The organism is Geodermatophilus sp. CPCC 205761, from assembly GCF_051383655.1.
Lineage (GTDB): Bacteria > Actinomycetota > Actinomycetes > Mycobacteriales > Geodermatophilaceae > Geodermatophilus.
Map to the genome: position 1 here is coordinate 43,923 of NZ_JALPKQ010000017.1, position 19,991 is coordinate 63,913.

Consider the following 19,991-nt stretch of genomic DNA (forward strand, 5'->3'; position numbering starts at 1 on the left):
CCCTACCGGTTCTTGCGGGTGGGGTCCTTGTCCTCCTTGGTCGGCTCCGGCTTGTCGGGCAGGGAGTCGGCCACCACCGCGTTCCGCTCGCCCATCGGCACGGGCTCGCCGGAGGTGGTGTCCCGCGCGGTCTGGTGCTCGGCCTCGGCGTTGATCTCCGCGCCCAGCAGCACCAGGTAGCAGGTCAGGTACAGCCACAGCATCAGCACGATGACGCCGGCGATGGCGCCGTAGGTCTTGTTGTAGGACCCGAAGTTGTCCACGTAGAACGCGAACCCGATGCTGACCAGCGCCCACACGACGGTGACGACGATCGAGCCGATGCTGACCCACCGCAGTTGCGGGGAGTCGCGGTCGGGCGCCACGCGGTAGACGACCGCGAGCCCGCCGGCGAACACCCCGAGCAGCAGCACCCACCGCACGACCTGCGCCAGGATCGTGCCGACCACCCCGAGCGGGAGTTCCTCCAGCACCGCGGGGACGATGGCGACCAGGGTGATCGTGATCAGCACGAAGACGATCGCGCCCAGCGTCAGCGCCAGCGAGGTGGCCCGCATCTTGATGAAGTTGCGGGTCTCCACCTCGTCGTAGGCGATGTTGACCGCGGTGATCAGGTTGCCGACCCCGCCGGAGGCGCTCCACAGCGCGGCGAGGATCGACACCACCAGCCCGACCGTCAGCGCGCCGCCGCTGTTGCTGGTGATCGAGGTCAGCTGCTCGCTGAGGATCTCCTGCGCGCTCTCGGGCAGCTGCGCCGACACCGACTCGATCTGCTCGCTCACCTGCTCCGGTGAGGCCACCAGGCCGTAGATCGAGATCGTCGCGATCAGCGCGGGGAAGACCGCGAGGAAGCCGAAGAACGCGACGCCGCCGGCGATGATCGGCATGTTGTCGGCCTTGTTCTCGGCCCACGCCCGCTTGACCACCTGTTTCCACCCGCGCAGCGGGATGCGGGTCGGTGTCTCCGCGCCGATCCCCGGCAGCTCGCGCTCCGACGGCGCCCCGGGCGGTGGCCGCTCCGCCCCCGGCGGTGAGCCGTGCTCGTCGGCGCCCTCGGCGGCGGCCTTGGCGGCGGCCCGCCGGGCGGCCTTCTCCTCGACCCGTTCCCGGATGCGGTCGACGGCGCTCTCGTGGTGTCGGGTCCCGGACACGTCAGTCGCCCGGCCAGCTGCCGGTCAGCTTGGTGAACGTCTGCGCGCCGAGCCGGTCGATCGCGGCCTTGGTGGCGGCGAAGATCGCGCCCTGCAGCGCGGCGGCCAGCACGATCTCGCGCATCCGGTACTCGCTCTGCAGCGCGTCGGGCGCGTCGTCCTCGTGCGAGACCCGCTTCCACACCTGCTTGAAGATGGTCCCGGAGACGGCACCGGCGAGGATGCCGGCCAGCAGGCCGATCGGGCGGTAGGCGAGCTTGGCTCCCTTGTTGCTCACTTCGTCCTCCTCGCGGTCCTGCGGGCCTTCTTCGCGCTCTTCGCGGCGGACTTCCGGGTCTTGGCGGCGGTCTTGCGGGCGGCTTTCTGGGCCGCGGCGCGGCGGGCCGCGAGGGCCTTGGCGGCCTTCTTCGTCGCCCGCTTGGCCACGCGGCGGTGCTTGGTCCGCCGGCGCCACACGAGGAGCCCGATGAGGGCCGCCAGGCCGGCGCCGGCGCCGATGGCGGTCGGGGGGCTCTCCCGGTACGTCTCGACCGCGGTGTCCCGGGCGCGGAACGCGCTCTCCCGGGCCCGCGCAGGGACGTCCAGCCGGTGCGACAGCTCGTCGACGGTGCGGCTGAGCTGCGCGCGGGTGGCCTCGATCTCGGCCTTGATGGCGTCGGGGTCGCTCGGCGCGCCGTTGCCGGCCGCGCTGGAGCTGCTGGGGGTGCTCACCGGCGCGCACTCTCCTTCACGGTCGCGATGTCTTCCTTGGTGCTGGCGATGGCCTGCGTGGGCAGCGGTGGGGTGGCCTTGTCGACGTCCTTCTTGCCGATCAGGGCGAGGACACCCGCGACGGCGAACAGCACGACGGCGACGATGAGCGCGGCCAGCCAGCCCGGCAGGGCGAGGGCGAGGGCCAGGACGGCGGCGGCGATGAGCACGGCCGTCCCGAAGAAGGCGAACAGGCCGGCGCCGCCGAAGAGGCCGGCCCCCACGCCCAGCCGCTTGGCCTTCTGGGTGACCTCGGCCTGGGCCAGTCGCGCCTCGTCACGGACCAGGCGGGAGATCTGCTCGGTGAGCTGGCCGATCAGCTGACCGGTCGAGGAGTCCTCGGGGGACTGGGGTGGGGCGGTCGCACGGGTGGCGCCCGCGGTGGGCTGGCTCATCGGTCCTCCGGTCCTGAACTGGACTGTCGAGGACCTGACATGCCCGCTGGGCCGGGTGCGGTAACCAGGCGCAGGTCACACCTGCGGGAACGGGACGAGAGCGGCCACTAGCCTCGGCCGCATGAGCTGGTACTGGCGTCTGGAGGACCCCTCGGGGGCGGAGGTCGACCCGGCGTCGGTCGGGGTCGACGTCCCGCCGTCGGACAACCAGGGCGACGCGGAGTCGTGGCTGGGGGAGCACTGGCGGCTCCTGCTGGAGCGCGGGGTGGCCACCGTGACGCTGTTCGACGGCGACACCGAGGTCTACGGCCCGATGGGCCTGGCCGCCACCTGAGCCCGTACCAGGCCCCCTACCCCCCCCGCGAGCGGTGGGGGCAGGGGGTCCTTCGTCAGCCGCGGGCGGTGCGGGACGGATCGCGCTCGACCACGTCGCCGAGCACCTCGTCGATCCGTGCCAGCACGGCCGGCTCGAGCGTCACGCCGGCCGCCCGGACGTTGTCGTGCACCTGCTCGGGCCGGGTGGCACCGATGATCGCCGCGGCGACGTTGGTGTTCTGCAGCACCCAGGCGAGCGCCAGCTGGGCCATCGACAGGCCGACGTCCTCGGCGACCGGCCGCAGCTGCTGCACCCGGGTGAGGACGTCGTCGCGCAGGAACCGCCGGATCGTGCCGCCGGCCTCCTCGTCGGCCGCGCGGCTGTCCGGCGGCGGCTGCTGCCCGGGCAGGTACTTGCCGGTGAGCACGCCCTGCGCCAGCGGTGACCAGACGATCTGGGACACGCCCTCCTTCTCGGAGGTGGGCACGACCTCGTCCTCGATGACCCGCCACAGCATCGAGTACTGCGGCTGGTTGCTGATCAGCTGGATGCCGAGATCGCGGGCGAGGGCGGCGCCGGCGGCGATCTCGTCGGCGCGCCACTCGGAGACGCCGATGTAGAGGGCCTTGCCCGCCCGCACCAGGTCGGCGAAGGCGGTCATCGTCTCCTCCAGCGGCACCGTGGGGTCGTACCGGTGGGCCTGGTAGAGGTCGACGTAGTCGGTCTGCAGCCGGCGGAGCGACGCGTGGCAGCTCTCGATGACGTGCTTGCGGCCCAGGCCGCGGTCGTTGTGGCCGGGGCCGGTCGGCCAGTACACCTTGGTGAAGACCTCCAGCCCCTCGCGGCGCTGGCCGGCCAGCGCGCGGCCGAGCACCGACTCCGCGCGGGTGCCGGCGTACACGTCGGCGGTGTCGAAGGTCGTGATGCCCGCGTCGAGGGCGGCCCGCACGCAGGCGTGCGCGGCGTCCTCCTCGACCTGGCCGCCGTGGGTCAGCCAGTTGCCGTAGGCGATCGCGGAGATGGAGAGGCCGGAACGGCCGAGTCTTCTGGATTCCACGGTGCCGACGCTAGCCGCGGCGGCTCAGACGTCCGCACCCACCGGGACCTCGGCCTTCGGGAACCGCCACCGGCGGACCATCGTGGAGCGGCTGATGCCGTACCAGATCAGGCCCCGCATCCGGTGGTCGTCGTTCGGGAAGCGCTCGAGCACCTTCCGCTTGATCCGCCGGCCCAGCACGACCGAGTCGGCGATGATCACCAGGAAGAACAGGAACCACAGGAAGACGGTGTAGCTCTGCACCGCGGGGTTGGGGATGAAGTACCCGATCAGCACCAGCCCGGCGACGACGAGGAACAAGCTGCCGGCGTTGCGGCGGGCGTCGACGACGTCGCGCACCAGCTTGCGCACCGGGCCGCGGTCGCGGGCGGGCAGGTAGCTGTCGTCGCCCCGGGCCGCACCGGCGCGGGCGGCGCCGCGGCCGGCGGCCTGCTGCTCCCGCATCCGCCGGTAGGCCTCCTTGCGGGTGGTCGGCGGCGGCGGGGGAGGGCCGGGCCGGCGGCCCTGCGCCTCGTGGCGCTTGGGCGTCGGGCGACCCTTGCCGCTCGACTTCACCAACTGGACGGCGTCGTCGGCGGGGGCGGACGCGGCCTCGGCGCGGTCCCGGCGCCCGGGCAGGCGGAGCTTCACACGCCCGAGTCTACGTGTGACCTCGGCCGTTCCCCGTCCATGCGGGGCCGTCGGCCGTACAGTGGAAGAGGACCCGCTCCGGCGGTGTTGGCCTGGAGCAGGACGTGCCGCCCCAGGCACACTCGAACGTGGGAGGACACAAGACATGACGGTGCAGGACACCCAAGCGACCGGCGTCGTCCTGAGCGAGCCCGCTGCCGCCAAGGTGAAGGCGCTGCTCGACCAGGAGGGCCGCGACGACCTCCGTCTGCGCATCGCCGTCCAGCCCGGCGGCTGCTCCGGCCTCCGCTACCAGCTCTTCTTCGACGAGCGGTTCCTCGACGGCGACCAGACCTACGAGTACGGCGGCGTCGAGGTCATCGTCGACCGCATGAGCGGCCCGTACCTCGGCGGGGCGACGATCGACTTCGTCGACACGATCGAGAAGCAGGGCTTCACGATCGACAACCCGAACGCCGGCGGCTCGTGCGCCTGCGGCGACTCGTTCCACTGAGAGAGGACCCCCTGCTCCCCACCACTCGCTGAGCTCGCGGCGGGGCCCTGCAGGGGGCCAACGCGACGGCGCCCCGGCCCCTCCTCGGAGGGACCGGGGCGCCGTCGTGTTCAGAGCCTGACCGGGTAGACCGTCTCGGGGATCTCCGGGCGGATCCGCTCCTCGACGAAGATCCCGTGCCAGACCATGAAGACCAGCACCTCCCACACCTGACGGGCGATGCGCTTGCTGGGCACCTCGGCCTCGCGCAGCCGGTCGAGCAGGGTGGACACGTGGCGGCGGTCGAGCCACTCGTCGGTCTCGCTGTCGGACACGATGTCGCGCGCCCACTGGTGCAGCGGCCCGGCGAGGAAGTCCGCCGTCGGCACGGGGAAGCCGAGCTTGCGCCGGTGCAGGATCGACGGCGGGACGATCTGCTCCATCGCCCGCCGCAGCGCGTACTTGGTGGCGTCGCTGCCGCGGGGGACCCGCTGGTCGAGCGGGATGGTGCTGGCGAGCGCGAAGACCTCGGGGTCGAGGAAGGGCACCCGCAGCTCCAGCGAGTTGGCCATGGTCATCTTGTCGGCCTTGACCAGGATGTCGCCTCGCAGCCAGGTGAACAGGTCGACGTACTGCATCGCCGTCACGTCGTCGTAGCCCGCCTCGCGGGTCTGCCGGTAGAGGGCCTCGGTGACCGTCACGTGCGACAGGTCGGTGTCGTGGCCGCGCATCAGCTGGGCCAGCTCCGCACCGGAGAAGTTCCGGGCGTTGCCGTAGTAGCGCTCCTCGAGGGGGATGGACGCCCGGCGGAGGAGGTCCTTGCCGCGCATCCCCTCGGGTAGCCGCTCGGACAGCGCCGCCATCGCCCGCTTCGCGACCCCCGGGAACCGCTGCGCCCAGGCCAGGCTCAGCGGCTCGCGGTAGATCGTGTACCCGCCGAAGAGCTCGTCGGCGCCCTCGCCGGACAGGACCACCTTGACGTGCTTGCGGGCCTCGCGGGCCACGAAGTACAGCGGCACGAGGGCGGGGTCGGCGACCGGGTCGTCGAGGTACCAGACCACCTCGGGGATCGCCGCTGCGAACTGCTCCGCCGTGATCACCACCGGCACGTGCTCGACGCCGAGGGTCTTCGCCGACTCCGCGGCGATGTCCACCTCGGACGTCGACTCCCGTTCGAAGCCGACCGTGAAGGTCATCAGGTCGGGATTGTAGCGGTGCGCCAGGGCCGCGATGGCGGTCGAGTCGATGCCGCTGGACAGGAAGGAGCCGACCGTGACGTCGGCGCGCATGTGCTTGGCCACCGACTCGTCGAGGGCGGCGGCGATCCGGTCGTAGAGCTCCTGCTCCCGGCCCTGCTGCACCGGCTGGGGACGAAACGTCGGGTGGAAGTAGCGGCTGGTGTGCAGCTCGCCGTCCACCACGGTGAAGCTGGTGCCGCTCTCGATCCGGCGGATCCCCCGGTGCAGCGTCGCCGGCTCCGGCACGTACTGCAGGGTCAGGTAGTGCTGCAGCGAGGCGGGGTCGACGCCGCCGGCGGCCTTGCTGCCGCCGAGCATCTCCAGGACCGCCTTCTTCTCGGAGCTGAAGACCAGCCCGCCGTCGGCCAGCCGCGCGGTGAACAGCGGCTTGATGCCGAAGGGGTCGCGGGCGCCGAACGCCGTCCTGGTGTGGGTGTCCCAGATGACGAACGCGAACATGCCCCGCAGCCGCCGGACGACGTCCTGACCCCACATGTGGTAGCCGGCGACGATCGTCTCGGTGTCGCCGTGGGTGGTCAGCGGGGCGCCCGCGGCGGCCAGCTCCTCGCGCAGCTCGAGGTAGTTGTAGATCTCGCCGTTGAACAGGATCCGGTAGCGGTCGCGCGCGTAGGGCAGCGGCTGCGGGCTGCCCTCGAGGTCGATGATCGACAGCCGGTTGAAGCCGAGCACCACGCGGGAGTCCGACCACACGGCGGTGTCGTCGGGGCCGCGGTGGTGCAGGCAGTGCAGGGCGTCCTGCACGTCCGAGACGTGGGAGGCGCCGACCCGGTCGGCGTCGGTGGACAGGTAGGCCAGCAAGCCGCACATGAGGCGCAGGTCTCCGGGGGGTCGGCTCGTGTCCCGGCTCGGGGCCGGGACGGGGTCAGACGCGCTCGCCGGCGCGGGTCTTGCGGGTAGCGATGCGCTCGGCGACGAAGGACAGGATCGGGACGGTGCCGGCGAGCAGCACCAGGACGGTGCCCCGCAGCGTCCACCGGGCGCGCAGCGCCAGGTCGCAGGCGGTCAGGAAGAAGATGGCGTAGAGCCAGCCGTGCAGCGTGCCGATGACGGCGACCGGCTCGTCGAGCCCGCCGGCGTACTTCAGCGGCACCGCTACGAGGATGAGCGCGATCAGCAGCACCCCGACGACCCACGCCATGACGCGGTAGCGCAGCAGCGCGGCCGGGACGCCCTGCCCGACACGACGAGCGAGGGCCCGGGGGAGGGTGCTGGCGGGCTCGGTCCGTTCAGCGGCCACGGTCGCTCCGCTGGCCCAGCGCCTTCTCGTTCAGCTCGGCGAGGTAGGCGTTGTACGCGGCCAGCTCGGGGTCACCGGTGGTGTCGATGCGCGGCCGCTGGTAGAGCACCAGCGCGGCGCCCGGCTCGTCCTCGTCCGGGTCGCGGCGCAGCTCCTCGCGGCACATGCGCACGTAGAACCACAGGCCCATGGCCCCGTAGAGGGGCCACTGCAGCGCGTAGCTCCAGTTCACCGCGCCGCCCCCGGCCTCGGCCTTGGTCAGCTGCCAGTAGCCGAGGAAGAACGTGGCGACGAACAGCGCGGCCACCACGAGGTGCATCAGCACCCACTTGGGGGTCAGCAGCCGGGAGAACACGGCCTCGACTGTAACCGGCGCGGCCCGTCGTCCGGGGTCAGCGGTGAGGCGGCTCACGGACGTGGCGAGCGGGGGAGCGGGGCCTCCCGGCGGCGCGCGGGCCGCACCCCGGCGTCCGGACGGCGCGACCCGCCGGGACCGCGTCTCCGGTGGTCGGCCGCCATGCGGGGTCGGCTAGTCTCCCCGCAGACTGTGGTCGGCGCGACGCCGTCTGCCGGACCTCGGCTGACGGCCCGCCGGGAGGACCGTCCGGGACGTCCGGACGGAGGACGAGGAGGCAGCGAGCAGTGGCTCGAGGCAGCAGGCTCGCGCGGGTCGCCGCGCTCGGTCTCCTGGGGGCGGTCGTCCTCACCGGGTGCACGCCGAACAACGAGTTCTGGCGCTGGGGCTGGCCGGACGGCATCACCGACGAGTCCGTCGAGATGCGCAACCTGTGGATCTGGTCGGTCATCGCGGCGCTGATCGTCGGCATCGGCGTGTGGGGCCTGATCCTGTGGTCGGTCGTCCGCCACCGGAAGCGCGGCGACGAGCTCCCCAAGCAGACGGCGTACAACCTGCCGCTGGAGATCGTCTACACGATCATCCCGTTCCTCATCATCGCCGGGCTGTTCTTCTTCACCGTCGTGGTGCAGAACCGGGTCCAGGAGCGCAGTGAGGACCCGGACGTCACCATCGCCGTCAACGCCTTCAAGTGGAACTGGCAGTTCGTGTACCCCCAGACCACGGGGCAGGACGGCGAGCCGGTCAACACGGTCGGTACCAGCGAGGAGATCCCGATCCTCGTGCTGCCGACCGACCAGACGATCCGCTTCGAGCTCGCCTCGGCCGACGTCATCCACTCGTTCTGGGTGCCGGAGTTCCTCTTCAAGCTCGACGTCATCCCGGGCAACGAGAACGGCCGGGACAACGTCTTCGAGGTGACCGTCCGCGAGGAGGGTGCCTTCGTCGGCCGCTGCGCCGAGCTGTGCGGCACCTACCACGCGTACATGAACTTCGAGGTCCGCGCGGTGTCCCCGGAGGACTACGAGGACTACCTCGCCGCCCGCGAGTCCGGCCAGAGCACCTTCGACGCGCTCGAGAGCATCGGCCAGCCCGGTGATCCCCAGTCCACGCAGGCCTGGGACCTCGTCGACGACGCCCAGAGGGCCGGTAGCTGAGATGCGCTCCGACCGCGCACCGCACACCACGCAGCAGGAGGGACGGCCGTGAAGGTCGAAGCGCTCATCTTCAACGGGATCGCCGTCTTCTGCGCGATCGCGGCGATCGTGTACGGGTTCTGGGCCCGCGAGCCGATCGGCACGACCGCCCTGGTCCTGTCCGGTGGGCTGACCGCCCTCATCGGCGGGTTCTTCTGGTTCGTGTCCCGGCGCATCGACGCCCGTCCCGAGGACCGCAAGGACGCCGACATCGCCGACGGCGCCGGCGAGCTGGGCTTCTTCAGCCCGAGCAGCTACTGGCCCTTCGCGGTGGCGCTGTCCGCCGCGCTGATGGGTCTGGCGCTTGCGTTCTTCCACTCGTGGCTGATCCTCATCGCCGTGGCGGCCCTGCTGGTCACCATCGGCGGGCTGCTCTTCGAGTACTACGTGGGGCAGAACGCGCACAGCGGCTGAGCCGCCACCCGCTCGACCCCGAGGGCCCCTCTCCGCCGCGCGCGGGGAGGGGCTCTCGTCGTCCACGGTCCGGTCAGGACCGCTACGGTCGTGGTCGTCGCGGTTCCGGGGCTGCGCCCGGCTGCTGGGGGGAGAGGGCGGCGGTGACCGCTCTGCTGGGGCACCGGCTGCGGCCACGCGCACGCGGCTGAGTACGCCGCCCTCATCGAGGGGCCGCCGGGCCGTCGTGGACGTGTCCGGGCGGTCCAGCCCGGCCGACCGGCGGCTGCGCGGGGCGGTGGCCGACCGGGCGGTTCCGCGGGGCGGTGGCCGACCGGCGGTGAGGCGAGCTGGAGGCGCTGGAGATCGAGGTCCGGACCGCGCAACTGTGGCCGAGCCACGATCTCGGCCTGGAGAACGCGCTGGAACTCGCCCTGGACGTCCACCGGCGCCTCACCGCGGCGGCGGGCCGAGACGGCCGGGGACGAGCCCGTCGGCGCCCGGCCGGCCGACGTGGGCAGACGCGAGGAGGGCCCCGACGGATCGCTCCGTCGGGGCCCTCCTCGTGCGTGCCGGGTGGATCAGTCGCGCGGCTCCTGCGGCCGTCCGCCGTCCGCCGGGCGACCGGAGGCGGTGAGCTCGCGGGCGCTCTCGGCCGCGGCCTGGCCCTCGGCCTCGCGCCGCTGCTCGAGCTCCACCTGTGCCGGCTCCTCGATGGGGCGGAAGAAGCCGCGGATGGCCCGCCGTGCGCCGCCGACCTGGTTCATCCGCTTGGGCACGGGAGCGCCGCCGTAGGCCAGCGAGCCGTGTCCGTGCTCGTCGACCGGACCGAGTGGCTGGTGCACCTCGATGAACTCGCCGTGCGGCAGGCGCCGGATGACGCCGGTCTCGATGCCGTGCTCGAGCACCTCGCGGTCATGCTGCTGGAAGCCCAGGCAGAGCCGGTAGGTGATCACGTAGACGATCGGCGGCACGATGACGCAGCCGATGCGACCGACCCACGTCATGGCGTTGAGGCTGATGTCGAACTTGTCGGCGATGACGTCGTTGCCGCCGGAGACCATCAGCACCAGGTAGAACGAGAGCGCCATGGCGCCCAGCGCCGTCCGCACCGGCACGTCGCGCGGACGCTGGAGCAGGTGGTGCGACGCCGTGTCCTTGGTCAGCTTCCGCTCGATCATCGGGTACAGCGCCAGGACGGTGAACATCAGGCCGGCCACCACGACCGTCGGCCAGAACAGCGCCGGGATCGTGTAGTCACCCGGCAGGTTGATGTCCCAGGCCGGGAAGAGGCGGGTCGAGCCGTCGAGGAAGCCGATGTACCAGTCCGGCTGGGAGGCCGCGGAGACCTGCGCCGGGTTGTACGGCCCCCACAGCCAGATGGGGTTGATCTGGACCAGCCCACCGAGGGCGGCGCAGACACCGAACACGATGAAGACCAGGCCGGTCGCCTTGCCCGCGAAGGTGGGGAAGAGCCGGCTGCCGACCACGTTGTGCTCGGTGCGGCCCGCGCCGGGGAACTGGGTGTGCTTCTGCTTGACCAGGATCAGCAGGTGCACGGCGATCAGGGCCAGCAGGATCGCCGGGATCAGCAGGACGTGCACGATGTAGAAGCGGCCGATGATGTTCTCGCCGACGTAGTCGCCGTTGAACACCGCGAAGTGGGCCCAGGTGCCGATGACCGGGACCGAGAGCAGGATCGCGCTGATGATCCGCAGCCCCGTGCCGGAGAGCAGGTCGTCGGGCAGCGAGTAGCCGGTGACGCCCATCAGCAGCGCCAGCACCAGCATGACCACACCGATGATCCAGTTCGTCTCACGCGGGCGGCGGAACGCGCCGGTGAAGAAGATGCGGCACAGGTGCACCACGATCGAGGCGACGAACAGCAGCGCCGCCCAGTGGTGGATCTGCCGCATGAGCAGACCGCCGCGGACGTCGAACGACAGGTTCAGCGCCGAGTCGTACGCGGCCGACATCTCCACGCCCCGCAGCGGCGCGTAGCTGCCCTCGTAGACGACCTCGCGCATGGAGGCGTCGAAGAAGAAGGTCAGGTACGTGCCGGACAGCAGCAGGATGATGAACGAGTAGAGCGCGATCTCGCCGAGCAGGAACGACCAGTGGTCGGGGAAGACCTTGTTCAGCGTGCGGCGCAGCGGACCTGCGACGATCAGGCGGTCGTCGATCTCGAAGGCGGCCTTGCCCAGCCGCGTGGTCGGGACACCCGGCGCCGTGGCGGTGCGAGCCATCAGATGCGCTCCCGGTTCCAGTAGGTGGGGCCCACGGCCTCAATGTAGTCACTGCGCGCCACGAAGTAGCCCTCGTCATCGACCGTGATCGGCAGCTGCGGGAGCGGCCGGGTGGCCGGGCCGAAGATCGGCTTGGCGCCCTGCGTGATGTCGAACTGCGACTGGTGGCAGGGGCACAGGATGCGGCTGGTCTCCTGCTCGTACAGCGACACCGGGCAGCCGGCGTGGGTGCAGATCTTGGAGTAGGCGACGTAGTCGCCGTAGCCGAAGTCCGACTGGCCCTGACGGGGCTGGTCGGCGGCCACCTGCTCCGGGCGCAGCCGGAAGAGCATCGTGGCGGCGTCGGACTCGCGGTTCCCGCCCGGGACGGCCGGGAAGACGGTCTCGATGGAGCCGGGCTGCTGGTCGCCGGGCCGGATCGGGGTGCCGTCGTCACGGACCAGCCGGACGCCCTCGCCCCAGCTCGTGGTGCCCAGCGGGTTGCCCTTGTTCGGGTTCTTGATCAGGCCGCCCAGCGGCATGATCAGCATGAGCCCGAGGCCGCCGCCCATGAACAGCAGCGAGCGGGTGATCAGCTTGCGGCGGGCCAGACCGCTGTTGTGCAGGCCCCCCACGAGGGTTGCGCCGGTGGTGACCCGGTCGAAGTGCGAGCCGTCGTGCTTGTCCTGGACCGCGGTCTCGTGCGGCAGCAGCTTCTTGGTGTACAGCACCAGGCCCACGCCGACGAGGATGAACGCGAGGCCCATGAGGGCGCCGGTGATCGGCGTGAACAGCGCGCTCCAGCCGGTCTCGGAGATCTCCCAGTGCCAGTCGGGCAGGAACCAGCCCGAACCGACGTAGACCACCACGAAGGCGAACGCGGCCAGGCCGGACAGCGCGAAGGTGAAGCCGACCTGGCGGACGGCCCGCCGCTCGACGGGCGACCCGGGCTCCGGGCCCGGGTCGACGTGCAGGATCTCGACGCTGTCGTAGCGCGCACCGAGGCGGTCGAGGTCCTCGCGGGGCATCGCCGCCAGCTGTGCGGGGGTGTAGTCGTCGTCCGGACCGCCGTGCAGCGGGCCGGCGACGTCGGCGCCGCCGGTGGAACCGGGGCGGCTGTCGCGCGCAGTCACGCTTCCTCCTCGCTGATCCAGGCGGTCAGCGGTCGCTGGGCCGAAGTGGTGGCGGGGGAGACGGTCACGCCTTGGTCCCCATCCAGAAGATCCCGAAGAGCAGGACGCCGATGCCGACGACCCAGATGACCAGACCCTCGGCGACCGGACCCATGCGGCCCACGCCGGCACCGCCCGGGTCGGCCTGGCTGTCGATGGTCTGCACGTAGTTGATGATCGCCCGCTTCTCGTCGGGGGTCAGCTGGTTGTCCCCGAAGACCGGCATGTTCTCGGGGCCGGTGAGCATCGCGGTGTAGATCTCGAGGTCGGTGGAGTCCTCGAGGCTCGGCGCCGCCTTGCCCGAGGAGAGCGCGCCGCCCTGGCCGACGAAGTTGTGGCAGGAGGCGCAGTTCAGCCGGAACAGCTCCCCGCCCAGGGCCAGGTCGCCGTCGCGCAGGTCGCCGGAGGGAAGGGTGGGGCCGCCGCCGTTGGCCTGGACGTAGGCCATCAGCTGGTCGATCTCCTCGTCGGAGAACACGGCCGGCTTGTCGGGGGCGTCGGCCTCCTGGCGGACCAGCGGCATGCGGCCGGTGTGCACCTGGAAGTAGACGGCCGCCTCGCCCACGCCGATCAGCGAGGGGCCGCGGCCCGGCACGCCCTCGAGGTTGTCGCCGTGGCAGGTGATGCAGCTGCGCTCGTACAGCTCGCGGCCGGCGGCCTCGGCGGCGGACTCGCTCGTCGTGCCCTCGTCCGTGGCGTAGGCGGGGGAGAGGAACGAGTAGAGGCCACCGGTCAGCACGAGTGCGGCCATCAGGCCGGCGACGTTGACGACGCGACGACGGTGCTTGGACCGGCGACGGGCCCGGGCCGCGGCAGCGGGGCTGCCCTCGACCGCCCGGCGGGACCAGCGGCGAGGGCCGCGGGAGGACTCGTCGGCGGACTGGGCGTCGGACTGCGGGTTCGTGGTGGACACCGGTTCCCTAGCGGATCAGGTAGATCGTGGCGAACAGCCCGATCCACACGACGTCGACGAAGTGCCAGTAGTAGGAGACCACGATCGCGGCGGTCGCCTGTGCCGGCGTGAAACGGCCCATGGTGGACCGGATGAGCAGGTAGACGAACGCGATGAGCCCACCGATGACGTGGAGGCCGTGGAAGCCCGTCGTCAGGTAGAAGACCGACCCGTAGGTGGACGACGAGATCGACGTCCCCTCCTCCACCAGCTGGACGTACTCGTAGGCCTGGCCGAGCACGAAGGTCAGGCCCATCACGAAGGTGATCGTGAACCAGCGGCGCAGGCCGTACACGTTGCCCTGCTCCGCGGCGAAGACGCCGAGCTGACAGGTGACCGAGGAGGCCACCAGGATGATCGTGAACGTCAGCGCGTACGGCAGGTTCAACTCCGTCGGCTCCGGCGGCCACCCCTCGGTGGCGCGGGCGCGCGCGGTGAAGTACATGGCGAACAGTCCGGCGAAGAACATCAGCTCGCTGGAGAGCCAGATGATCGTGCCGACGCTGACCATGTTCGGTCGGGTCAGGGAGTGCACCCGGGAGGTGTCGAAGGTGCCGCTCGCGACGGGAGCCGTTGTCACGAGGTCATCATGGCATCGGCCCCGTCAAGGTCACGACCGCGGGTGGCTGGTGTGGCGGCACCGTGACCTGCCCGATACGTCCGCCGCCGGGCACTAGGCTCGCCCCGGTGTGCGGGCCCGGGTCCGGCGCACCGGGAACGACGCCCCGCGAGGAGGACACGTGAGCGACGCCGCACCGGCCACCGTCCTGGTCTACAGCTCCAGGCCGGAGGTGCGCGCCGCCGTCCGGACCGCCGTGGGGCGCCGGCCGGCGGCCGACGTCGGGCCGATCACCTGGATCGAGTGCGCGACCGGTGAGGACGTCGTGGACACCGTGGACGGCGGCGGCGTCGACCTCTGCATCCTCGACGGCGAGGCGCAGCCGACCGGCGGCCTGGCGCTGAGCCGGCAGCTGGAGGAAGAGGTGGCCGACCGGCCGGCGGTCTGCGTGCTGATCGCCCGGCAGCCCGACCGCTGGCTGGCGCACTGGTCCCGGGCCGACGCCACCCTGCCCTTCCCGATCGACCCGCTCACCGCCCCCGTCGTGATCGCCGACGTGCTGCGCGACCGGGTGGGGCGGCGGCCGGTCGTCCGTCCGTGAGCACCCGCACGCCGACCGGCGGGCCCACCTGGCCGTCGCTGTTCACCCGGCTCCTGGCCCGCGAGGACCTCTCCGGCGAGGACACCGCCTGGGCGATGCGCGAGATCATGACCGGCGAGGCGACGCCCGCCCAGATCGCCGCCTTCGCCGTGGCCCTGCGCGCCAAGGGGGAGTCGCCGGAGGAGGTCGCCGGGCTGGCCGCCGCGATGCTGGACCGCGCGACGCCGGTGGAGCTCCCGCTCGCCTGCGTCGACATCGTCGGCACCGGCGGCGACGGGGCGCACACGGTCAACATCTCCTCGATGGCGTCGGTCGTGGCGGCGGCGACGGGGGTGCCCGTCGCCAAGCACGGGGGGCGCGCCGCGTCGTCGTCGTCCGGGGCCGCCGACGTGCTGGAGGCGCTCGGCGTCGTCATCGACCTGCCGGCGGCCGGGGTCGCCCGCTGCGTGCAGGAGGCCGGGATCGGGTTCTTCTTCGCGCCGGTGTTCCACCCGGGCATGCGCTACGCCGGGCCGGCGCGCAAGGAGATGGGGATCGGCACGGTCTTCAACTTCCTCGGCCCGCTGTGCAACCCCGCCCGGCCGGTGGCCGCGGCCATCGGGTGCGCCGACCCGCGGATGGCGCCGGTGATGGCCGAGGTGCTGGCCCAGCGCGGCATGCGGGCCGTCGTCTTCCGGGGCGACGACGGCCTCGACGAGCTCACCACCTCGACGACGTCGACGGTGTGGATCGTGCGCGACGGCACGGTGGAGCCCGACCGGGTCGACCCGTCGGCCCTGGGGATCGAGGCGCCGCCGCCCGACGCGCTGCGCGGCGGTGACCCCGCCTTCAACGCCGACGTCTTCCGGCGCGTGGTGGAGGGTGAGCGCGGCCCGGTGCGCGACGCGGTGCTGCTCAACGCGGCGGCGGCGCTGGCCGCCTTCGACGAGCGGAACGTCCGGCTGCACGACGCGCTGGCCGCGGGGCTGGAGCGGGCTGCCGGGGCAGTCGACGACGGCCGCGCGGCGGCGCAGCTGACGCGCTGGGTGACGGTCAGCCGGTCGCTGCGCGGCTAGGTGTACCCGGCGCGGGCCTGGGACGGGGCTGTCAGTCGGCGGTGTCGAAGCCGATGGAGAACGCGGCCTCGAGGTCGTGCTGGGAGTAGGCGCGGAAGGCGATGTGGGTGTCGGTCTCCAGGACGCCGGGCACCTTGTTGATCCGCCCCGCGACGACGTCGGCGATGTGCTCGAACTCCCGGACCCGCACCACGGCGATGAGGTCGACGTCGCCGGCGACCGAGTAGACCTCGCTCACGCCCTCGAGGTCGGCGACGGCCTGGGCCACCTCGGGGATCGAGTCGGTGGCCGCGTCGATCATGACGATGGCGGTGATCACGCGGGCGATGCTAGCCGGGCGGCCGGTGCACCGGAGTGCCCGCGCGGGCCGGGGCTGATCCGCTCGGGCCGTGCTCGGGTGCCGAGCGAGCGTCCGTCGGCGAACGGGTCGCGGCCGGTGCGGCCGGCGTCCACGCGGTCGAGGAAGGCGCTGTACCCGCCGGTGCCGGGGGCCGGGCAGGCGAGCGTGCCGGACACCTGGACGAGGCGGGTGCCCGGCTTCTCCATCCAGCGCAGCACGAGCTCGGTCTCGTCCACGGACGCGGCCAGCTCGTCGTCGGGGCCCAGCGGCGTCTCCGCCGTCGCCAGCAGGCCCTCCAGCGTGGCGCGGACGGAACTGCCCTGCGGTGCGCAGCCGGCGGCCACCAGCCGGCCCCGGCGGACGACGGACAGCTGCCAGCCGCCGTCGAAGCCGGGCCGGGCCAGGACCAGCTCGGGCACCGCGGCCAGCGAGGCGAGCCGTTGCCGGCGGCGCACCGCCCGGACGAGCACCGCGACGCGGTCGCGCAGGACGGCGGCGTCCTCGTAGCGCTCCTCGGCGGCCAGCCGGTCGACGCGGGACAGCAGCGGGGCGATCAGGGCGTCCGGGTCGGAGGCGACCGCCGCGCGGAGCACGGCGGCGATCCCGGCGTACTCGTCGACCGACTGGGCACCCGTGCAGGGTGCCCCGCAGCGGCCCATGCCGGCCAGCGCACAGGCGGTGCCGAGCACCCGCAGGGAGATGCGGCCGGTGCACTGGCGCAGGGGCAGCGACTCGTGGATCGCGGCCACCGCCGCGTCGGCCGCGCGCCGGTCGGGGAACGGGCCGAGGAAGACCCCGGCGCCCGGGCGCACCCGCCGGACGACCGACAGCCGCGGGAACGGCTCGTCGGTCAGCCGGACCCAGAGCGCGCGCTCGGGGAAGCGGGAGCGGCGGTTGTAGCGGGGCTTCTGCTCGGCGATCAGCCGCAGCTCCCGGACGGCGGCCTCGAGGTCGTGCGCGCAGGAGATGGTGTCGACGCGCTGGGCGAGGGCGACCATCTCGGTGATCCGGCTGCGCTGCTCCCCGGCGGTGAAGTAGCTGCGGACGCGGCTGCGCAGATCGCTCGACGTCCCGACGTAGAGGGGCTCGTCGCGGGGGCCGCGGAACACGTAGACCCCTGGCCCCGAGGGCACGCCGTCGGCCAGGTGCCGCTTGCGCAGACGGTCGGGGTCGACCTGGCGGGTGAGGCCGGTCAGCTCCTCCAGGCTGGTGATGCCGAGCGGGCCCAGCCGCTCGAAGAGCCCGTGCAGCACGTCGACGGTGGCGCGGGCGTCGGCCAGGGCGCGGTGGCAGGGCTCGGTCGCGGTGCGGAAGAAGGGCGCCAGGGTGGCCAGCTTGCAGTTGGGCACCTCGTCGCGGGTGAGCAGCCGGCGGGCGAGGACCGCGGTGTCGACCGAGGCGAAGGCCGGCCACGGGACGGCGCTCTCCGCGCAGGCGGCCTTGAGGAACCCGAGGTCGAAGGGAGCGTTGTGGGCCACCAGGACCGCGCCGCGCGCGAACTCCAGGAACGCGGGCAGGACCGCCCCGATGCGCGGCGCCGCGGCCACCATCGTGGTGGTGATGCCGGTCAGCACGCTGATGTAGGGCGGGATCGCACAGCCGGGGTCGACCAGCGTCTGGAACTCGCCGAGGACGACGCCGCCGCGCACCTTGACCGCGCCGACCTCGGTGATCGCGCTGTCCTTGGGTGAGCCGCCGGTCGTCTCGAGGTCGACGACGACGAACGTGACCTCCGCCAGCGGGGTGCCGAGCTCGTCGATCGTGGCTTGCTCGTAGCGCGGCAGCCCGGCGGCGGCTCGCGCGGCTGTCCCTGCGGCGATCCCGGCCAGCCGGGCGGGGGAGGAGGGCACGGGGCGGACGGTAGGTCGGGGCAGTGACAGTCCCGGGGACGCTCGCCGGGCGGCGACCGATCGGCCGACGGCGGTGCGGGCGGCCGTGCGGGCGGCAGAACCGACGGTGGCCGGGAACTGTCGGTGCCCGTCCCTAGCGTGCTGCCCATACCGACCGGGGGCCATGGAGGGCCTCCACGACCAAGGCGTCGGTCAGCAGAGGAGTGGGTCATGTTCATCGACTGCGACACCTGCACCGCCCGGGGCGACGGCTGCGCCGACTGCGTCGTGACCGTGCTGCTGGGGGCGCCACCGGGCTGGCAGGGCACCGACCCGACGGTGGTCCCGATGACCGCCCGCCGCGGTCCGGCCGCCGAGGACGTCGTCGTCCCGGCGCCGGGTGTGGTGGTGGAGTTCGACGAGGTCGAGCGCCGGGCCGTCCGCGCGCTGGCCGACGGCGGCCTCGTGCCGCCGCTGCGCCACCAGACCTCCCCGCGCCGGGCGGGGGATCCGCGGCGGCGCACCGGGTGAGGCCGGCCGTGGCGGGCGCCGACGCGGCCGCGGACGAGGGAACGAGGCGCGAACCGGGGGTGTCGGCGTGGCGCGCGTCGAGCGTGTGGGAAATCCCACAGTCCACGCGGGCCTCGTTTGTCACAACAACACCACGCCCCTACGGTGAGCCGGTCCGGCCGGGAGGTCGTCACCCGCAGTGAGGTGACCTCGGCCGGGTCACCGCCGAATTCCCCGAGGCGCCGCACGGTGCCCAGGGGGAACCGGGGACCCACCGCAGTACTGGGGTGAGTTCTCGCGTGCGCCGGTCCGCCGGGGCACACGCGTCGGTCCGCCGGCGCGCAGAGATAGGGCGCTTCTTCCCAGCCCGAACCCGTCAGCTAACTCGGTAGGCGGTTGCTGAGGAAGAAACGGAGAGCCGCCGCCCGTGGCGACCCCTCACGCTGCCCTGGGGCATGCCCCCGAACCGATCCACCCCCGTCTTGCGGTCGTTCCCCGCCGCCCCACCGCGGCCCGCCGCCTCGGTCGCGGGCTCGTCGTCGGAGCCACCGCGACGCTGGCCCTGACGCTCCTCCCCGCGAACGCGGTCGCCGATCCGGAGCAGGCCGGCAGCGCCGCGCAGGCCGCCGAGCTCGTCGCCCGCACCGGTCAGGAGCTCGAGGCCGTCAGCGAGCAGGTCAACGAGGCCCGCGAGACCCTGGCCCAGCAGCAGGCCGCCGTCGCCGACGCCGACCGGGCCGCCGCCGACGCACAGGCGCAGCTCGACGCCCTCGACGGCCAGATCCGCCAGGTCGCCCGCGCGGCGTTCACCGGCGAGAGCCTCTCGGAGTTCGACCTGCTGATGACCAGCGCGTCGGCCGAGGACTTCGTCTCCCAGCTGGCCACGCTCGACGTCATCGCCGGGCACGCCGGCGACGTGCTCACCGACGTCGCCACGCGGGCCGCGGCCGCCGAGCAGGCGCGGGCCGGCGCCGACGCGGCCCAGGCCGCGGCGCAGCAGGCGCTCGACGAGGTCACCGCGCGGCAGGCCGGGCTCGAGGCCGACATCGCCGACTACCGGGCGCAGTACGACGCCCTGTCGGCGCCCCAGCAGCAGCTGGTGCAGACGGCCCACTCGGGGCAGGCGGTCCCGGCCGCCGCGCCGGCGCCCGCCGCGAGCGGTGCCGCGCAGGCGGCCGTCGACACGGCGCTGGCCCAGGTCGGCGACCCGTACGTGTGGGGCGCCGGCGGCCCGAACTCCTTCGACTGCTCGGGGCTCACCCAGTACGCCTACGCCGCGGCCGGCGTCAGCCTGCCGCACTCGAGCCGCATGCAATCGACGATGGGCCGGTCGGTCTCGCGCGCCGAGCTGCAGCCGGGCGACCTGCTCTTCTACTACAGCCCGGTCAGCCACGTGTCGATGTACATCGGCAACGGGCAGATGGTGCACGCCTCGACCTCCGGCCAGCCGGTCAAGGTCGTGGGCATCGACTCGATGGGCAGCATCACCGCGATGCGCCGCATCCTCTGAGCCCGGCTGAGCGCGGGGAGGACGGGC

At 72.8% G+C, this 19,991-nt stretch carries 23 protein-coding genes and 1 riboswitch; of the genes, 8 read left to right on the top strand and 15 right to left on the bottom strand.

Annotated features, from left to right (window positions below; genetic code table 11):
- Positions 1–2: 2 nt before the first annotated feature.
- Genes MY526_RS12540 through MY526_RS12555 form a run of 4 tightly spaced genes read right to left on the bottom strand, consistent with a single transcriptional unit; the run spans position 3 to position 2,296 of the window.
- Positions 3–1,151 carry a YihY/virulence factor BrkB family protein gene (locus tag MY526_RS12540; protein ID WP_436693295.1) on the bottom strand — a complete coding sequence of 383 codons (1,149 nt, stop codon included), beginning with the start codon at positions 1,149–1,151 and terminating at the stop codon, positions 3–5.
- A gap of 1 nt (position 1,152) precedes the next feature.
- Positions 1,153–1,428: a DUF4235 domain-containing protein gene (locus tag MY526_RS12545; RefSeq protein ID WP_436693297.1), complete on the bottom strand. Its 276-nt coding sequence runs from the start codon at positions 1,426–1,428 to the stop codon at positions 1,153–1,155.
- Positions 1,425–1,862 carry a DUF3618 domain-containing protein gene (locus MY526_RS12550; protein WP_436693299.1) on the bottom strand — a complete coding sequence of 146 codons (438 nt, stop codon included), beginning with the start codon at positions 1,860–1,862 and terminating at the stop codon, positions 1,425–1,427. The genes MY526_RS12545 and MY526_RS12550 overlap by 4 nt, the downstream gene beginning before the upstream one ends.
- Entirely contained in the window at positions 1,859–2,296 is a 438-nt protein-coding gene (locus MY526_RS12555; protein WP_436693301.1) for a phage holin family protein, read from the bottom strand. The genes MY526_RS12550 and MY526_RS12555 overlap by 4 nt, the downstream gene beginning before the upstream one ends.
- Before the next feature lie 121 nt (positions 2,297–2,417).
- On the opposite strand from MY526_RS12555, the gene MY526_RS12560 reads away from it, so the two are divergent.
- Positions 2,418–2,630 (top strand): hypothetical protein, encoded by a 213-nt coding sequence (locus MY526_RS12560; RefSeq protein ID WP_436693303.1) that lies wholly within the window; start codon positions 2,418–2,420, stop codon positions 2,628–2,630.
- A gap of 55 nt (positions 2,631–2,685) precedes the next feature.
- On the opposite strand, the gene MY526_RS12565 is transcribed toward MY526_RS12560, so the two are convergent.
- Together MY526_RS12565 and MY526_RS12570 are read right to left on the bottom strand one after the other, a co-directional pair.
- A complete protein-coding gene (locus MY526_RS12565; RefSeq protein WP_436693305.1) occupies positions 2,686–3,669 on the bottom strand; it encodes an aldo/keto reductase family protein in 984 nt (327 codons plus the stop codon).
- 24 nt (positions 3,670–3,693) lie between these two features.
- On the bottom strand, positions 3,694–4,299 hold the full coding sequence (locus tag MY526_RS12570) for a DUF3043 domain-containing protein (protein WP_436693307.1): 606 nt from the start codon (positions 4,297–4,299) through the stop codon (positions 3,694–3,696).
- A 145-nt stretch (positions 4,300–4,444) separates the two neighbouring features.
- Between MY526_RS12570 and MY526_RS12575 the strand changes: the two genes are divergently transcribed.
- Positions 4,445–4,792: a HesB/IscA family protein gene (locus MY526_RS12575; protein ID WP_436693309.1), complete on the top strand. Its 348-nt coding sequence runs from the start codon at positions 4,445–4,447 to the stop codon at positions 4,790–4,792.
- Positions 4,793–4,902: 110 nt separating this feature from the next.
- Here the strand turns inward: MY526_RS12575 and asnB are convergent, their stop codons facing one another.
- The 3 genes from asnB to MY526_RS12590 are packed head-to-tail and all read right to left on the bottom strand — an operon-like array spanning position 4,903 to position 7,622.
- On the bottom strand, positions 4,903–6,837 hold the full coding sequence (gene asnB / locus MY526_RS12580) for an asparagine synthase (glutamine-hydrolyzing) (RefSeq protein ID WP_436693311.1): 1,935 nt from the start codon (positions 6,835–6,837) through the stop codon (positions 4,903–4,905).
- Between the two features lie 55 nt (positions 6,838–6,892).
- Complete coding sequence (locus MY526_RS12585) at positions 6,893–7,267, bottom strand: DUF3817 domain-containing protein (RefSeq protein WP_436693313.1); 375 nt, start codon at positions 7,265–7,267, stop codon at positions 6,893–6,895.
- Positions 7,257–7,622, bottom strand: a complete 366-nt coding sequence (locus MY526_RS12590) for a metalloprotease (RefSeq protein WP_436693315.1) — start codon at positions 7,620–7,622, stop codon at positions 7,257–7,259. Before MY526_RS12590 ends, MY526_RS12585 begins: the two co-directional genes overlap by 11 nt.
- Positions 7,623–7,909: 287 nt before the next feature.
- Between MY526_RS12590 and ctaC the strand changes: the two genes are divergently transcribed.
- Together ctaC and MY526_RS12600 are read left to right on the top strand one after the other, a co-directional pair.
- On the top strand, positions 7,910–8,779 hold the full coding sequence (ctaC, locus tag MY526_RS12595; RefSeq protein WP_436693317.1) for an aa3-type cytochrome oxidase subunit II: 870 nt from the start codon (positions 7,910–7,912) through the stop codon (positions 8,777–8,779).
- Positions 8,780–8,827: 48 nt separating this feature from the next.
- On the top strand, positions 8,828–9,232 hold the full coding sequence (locus MY526_RS12600) for a cytochrome c oxidase subunit 4 (RefSeq protein WP_436693319.1): 405 nt from the start codon (positions 8,828–8,830) through the stop codon (positions 9,230–9,232).
- Positions 9,233–9,792: 560 nt separating this feature from the next.
- Here the strand turns inward: MY526_RS12600 and qcrB are convergent.
- The 4 genes from qcrB to ctaE all read right to left on the bottom strand — a co-directional run bounded on the left by qcrB (position 9,793) and on the right by ctaE (position 14,140).
- Complete coding sequence (gene qcrB / locus MY526_RS12605; protein ID WP_436693321.1) at positions 9,793–11,457, bottom strand: cytochrome bc1 complex cytochrome b subunit; 1,665 nt, start codon at positions 11,455–11,457, stop codon at positions 9,793–9,795.
- Complete coding sequence (qcrA, locus tag MY526_RS12610; protein WP_436693323.1) at positions 11,457–12,569, bottom strand: cytochrome bc1 complex Rieske iron-sulfur subunit; 1,113 nt, start codon at positions 12,567–12,569, stop codon at positions 11,457–11,459. The genes qcrB and qcrA overlap by 1 nt, the downstream gene beginning before the upstream one ends.
- Positions 12,570–12,633: 64 nt before the next feature.
- Positions 12,634–13,521, bottom strand: a complete 888-nt coding sequence (gene qcrC, locus MY526_RS12615) for a cytochrome bc1 complex diheme cytochrome c subunit (RefSeq protein WP_436704013.1) — start codon at positions 13,519–13,521, stop codon at positions 12,634–12,636.
- A gap of 7 nt (positions 13,522–13,528) precedes the next feature.
- Positions 13,529–14,140, bottom strand: a complete 612-nt coding sequence (ctaE, locus tag MY526_RS12620) for an aa3-type cytochrome oxidase subunit III (RefSeq protein ID WP_436693327.1) — start codon at positions 14,138–14,140, stop codon at positions 13,529–13,531.
- Positions 14,141–14,300: 160 nt separating this feature from the next.
- Between ctaE and MY526_RS12625 the strand changes: the two genes are divergently transcribed.
- On the top strand, positions 14,301–14,720 hold the full coding sequence (locus MY526_RS12625; RefSeq protein ID WP_436693329.1) for a hypothetical protein: 420 nt from the start codon (positions 14,301–14,303) through the stop codon (positions 14,718–14,720).
- The gene (gene trpD / locus MY526_RS12630) at positions 14,717–15,775 is read left to right on the top strand and encodes an anthranilate phosphoribosyltransferase (RefSeq protein ID WP_436693331.1); all 1,059 of its coding nucleotides are present in this window, start codon (positions 14,717–14,719) and stop codon (positions 15,773–15,775) included. The genes MY526_RS12625 and trpD overlap by 4 nt, the downstream gene beginning before the upstream one ends.
- 31 nt (positions 15,776–15,806) lie before the next feature.
- Here the strand turns inward: trpD and MY526_RS12635 are convergent, their stop codons facing one another.
- Entirely contained in the window at positions 15,807–16,094 is a 288-nt protein-coding gene (locus MY526_RS12635; protein WP_436693333.1) for an Lrp/AsnC family transcriptional regulator, read from the bottom strand.
- Positions 16,091–17,965: a DEDD exonuclease domain-containing protein gene (locus tag MY526_RS12640; protein WP_436704014.1), complete on the bottom strand. Its 1,875-nt coding sequence runs from the start codon at positions 17,963–17,965 to the stop codon at positions 16,091–16,093. Before MY526_RS12640 ends, MY526_RS12635 begins: the two co-directional genes overlap by 4 nt.
- Positions 17,966–18,175: 210 nt before the next feature.
- Here MY526_RS12640 and MY526_RS12645 point away from each other — a divergent pair, with 210 nt between their 5' ends.
- On the top strand, positions 18,176–18,475 hold the full coding sequence (locus tag MY526_RS12645) for a hypothetical protein (RefSeq protein WP_436693337.1): 300 nt from the start codon (positions 18,176–18,178) through the stop codon (positions 18,473–18,475).
- Positions 18,476–18,667: 192 nt separating this feature from the next.
- Positions 18,668–18,865, top strand: a riboswitch (cyclic di-AMP (ydaO/yuaA leader).
- A gap of 16 nt (positions 18,866–18,881) precedes the next feature.
- The gene (locus tag MY526_RS12650) at positions 18,882–19,964 is read left to right on the top strand and encodes a C40 family peptidase (protein ID WP_436693339.1); all 1,083 of its coding nucleotides are present in this window, start codon (positions 18,882–18,884) and stop codon (positions 19,962–19,964) included.
- Positions 19,965–19,991: the final 27 nt, after the last annotated feature.

Bases quoted from the DNA above. Each gene is read 5' to 3' on its own strand.
- MY526_RS12555 (WP_436693301.1), bottom strand. From the start codon at position 2,296: ATGAGCCAGCCCACCGCGGGCGCCACCCGTGCGACCGCCCCACCCCAG.
- MY526_RS12560 (WP_436693303.1), top strand. From the start codon at position 2,418: ATGAGCTGGTACTGGCGTCTGGAGGACCCCTCGGGGGCGGAGGTCGAC.
- MY526_RS12575 (WP_436693309.1), top strand. From the start codon at position 4,445: ATGACGGTGCAGGACACCCAAGCGACCGGCGTCGTCCTGAGCGAGCCC.
- asnB (WP_436693311.1), bottom strand. From the start codon at position 6,837: ATGTGCGGCTTGCTGGCCTACCTGTCCACCGACGCCGACCGGGTCGGC.
- qcrB (WP_436693321.1), bottom strand. From the start codon at position 11,457: ATGGCTCGCACCGCCACGGCGCCGGGTGTCCCGACCACGCGGCTGGGC.
- MY526_RS12645 (WP_436693337.1), top strand. From the start codon at position 18,176: ATGTTCATCGACTGCGACACCTGCACCGCCCGGGGCGACGGCTGCGCC.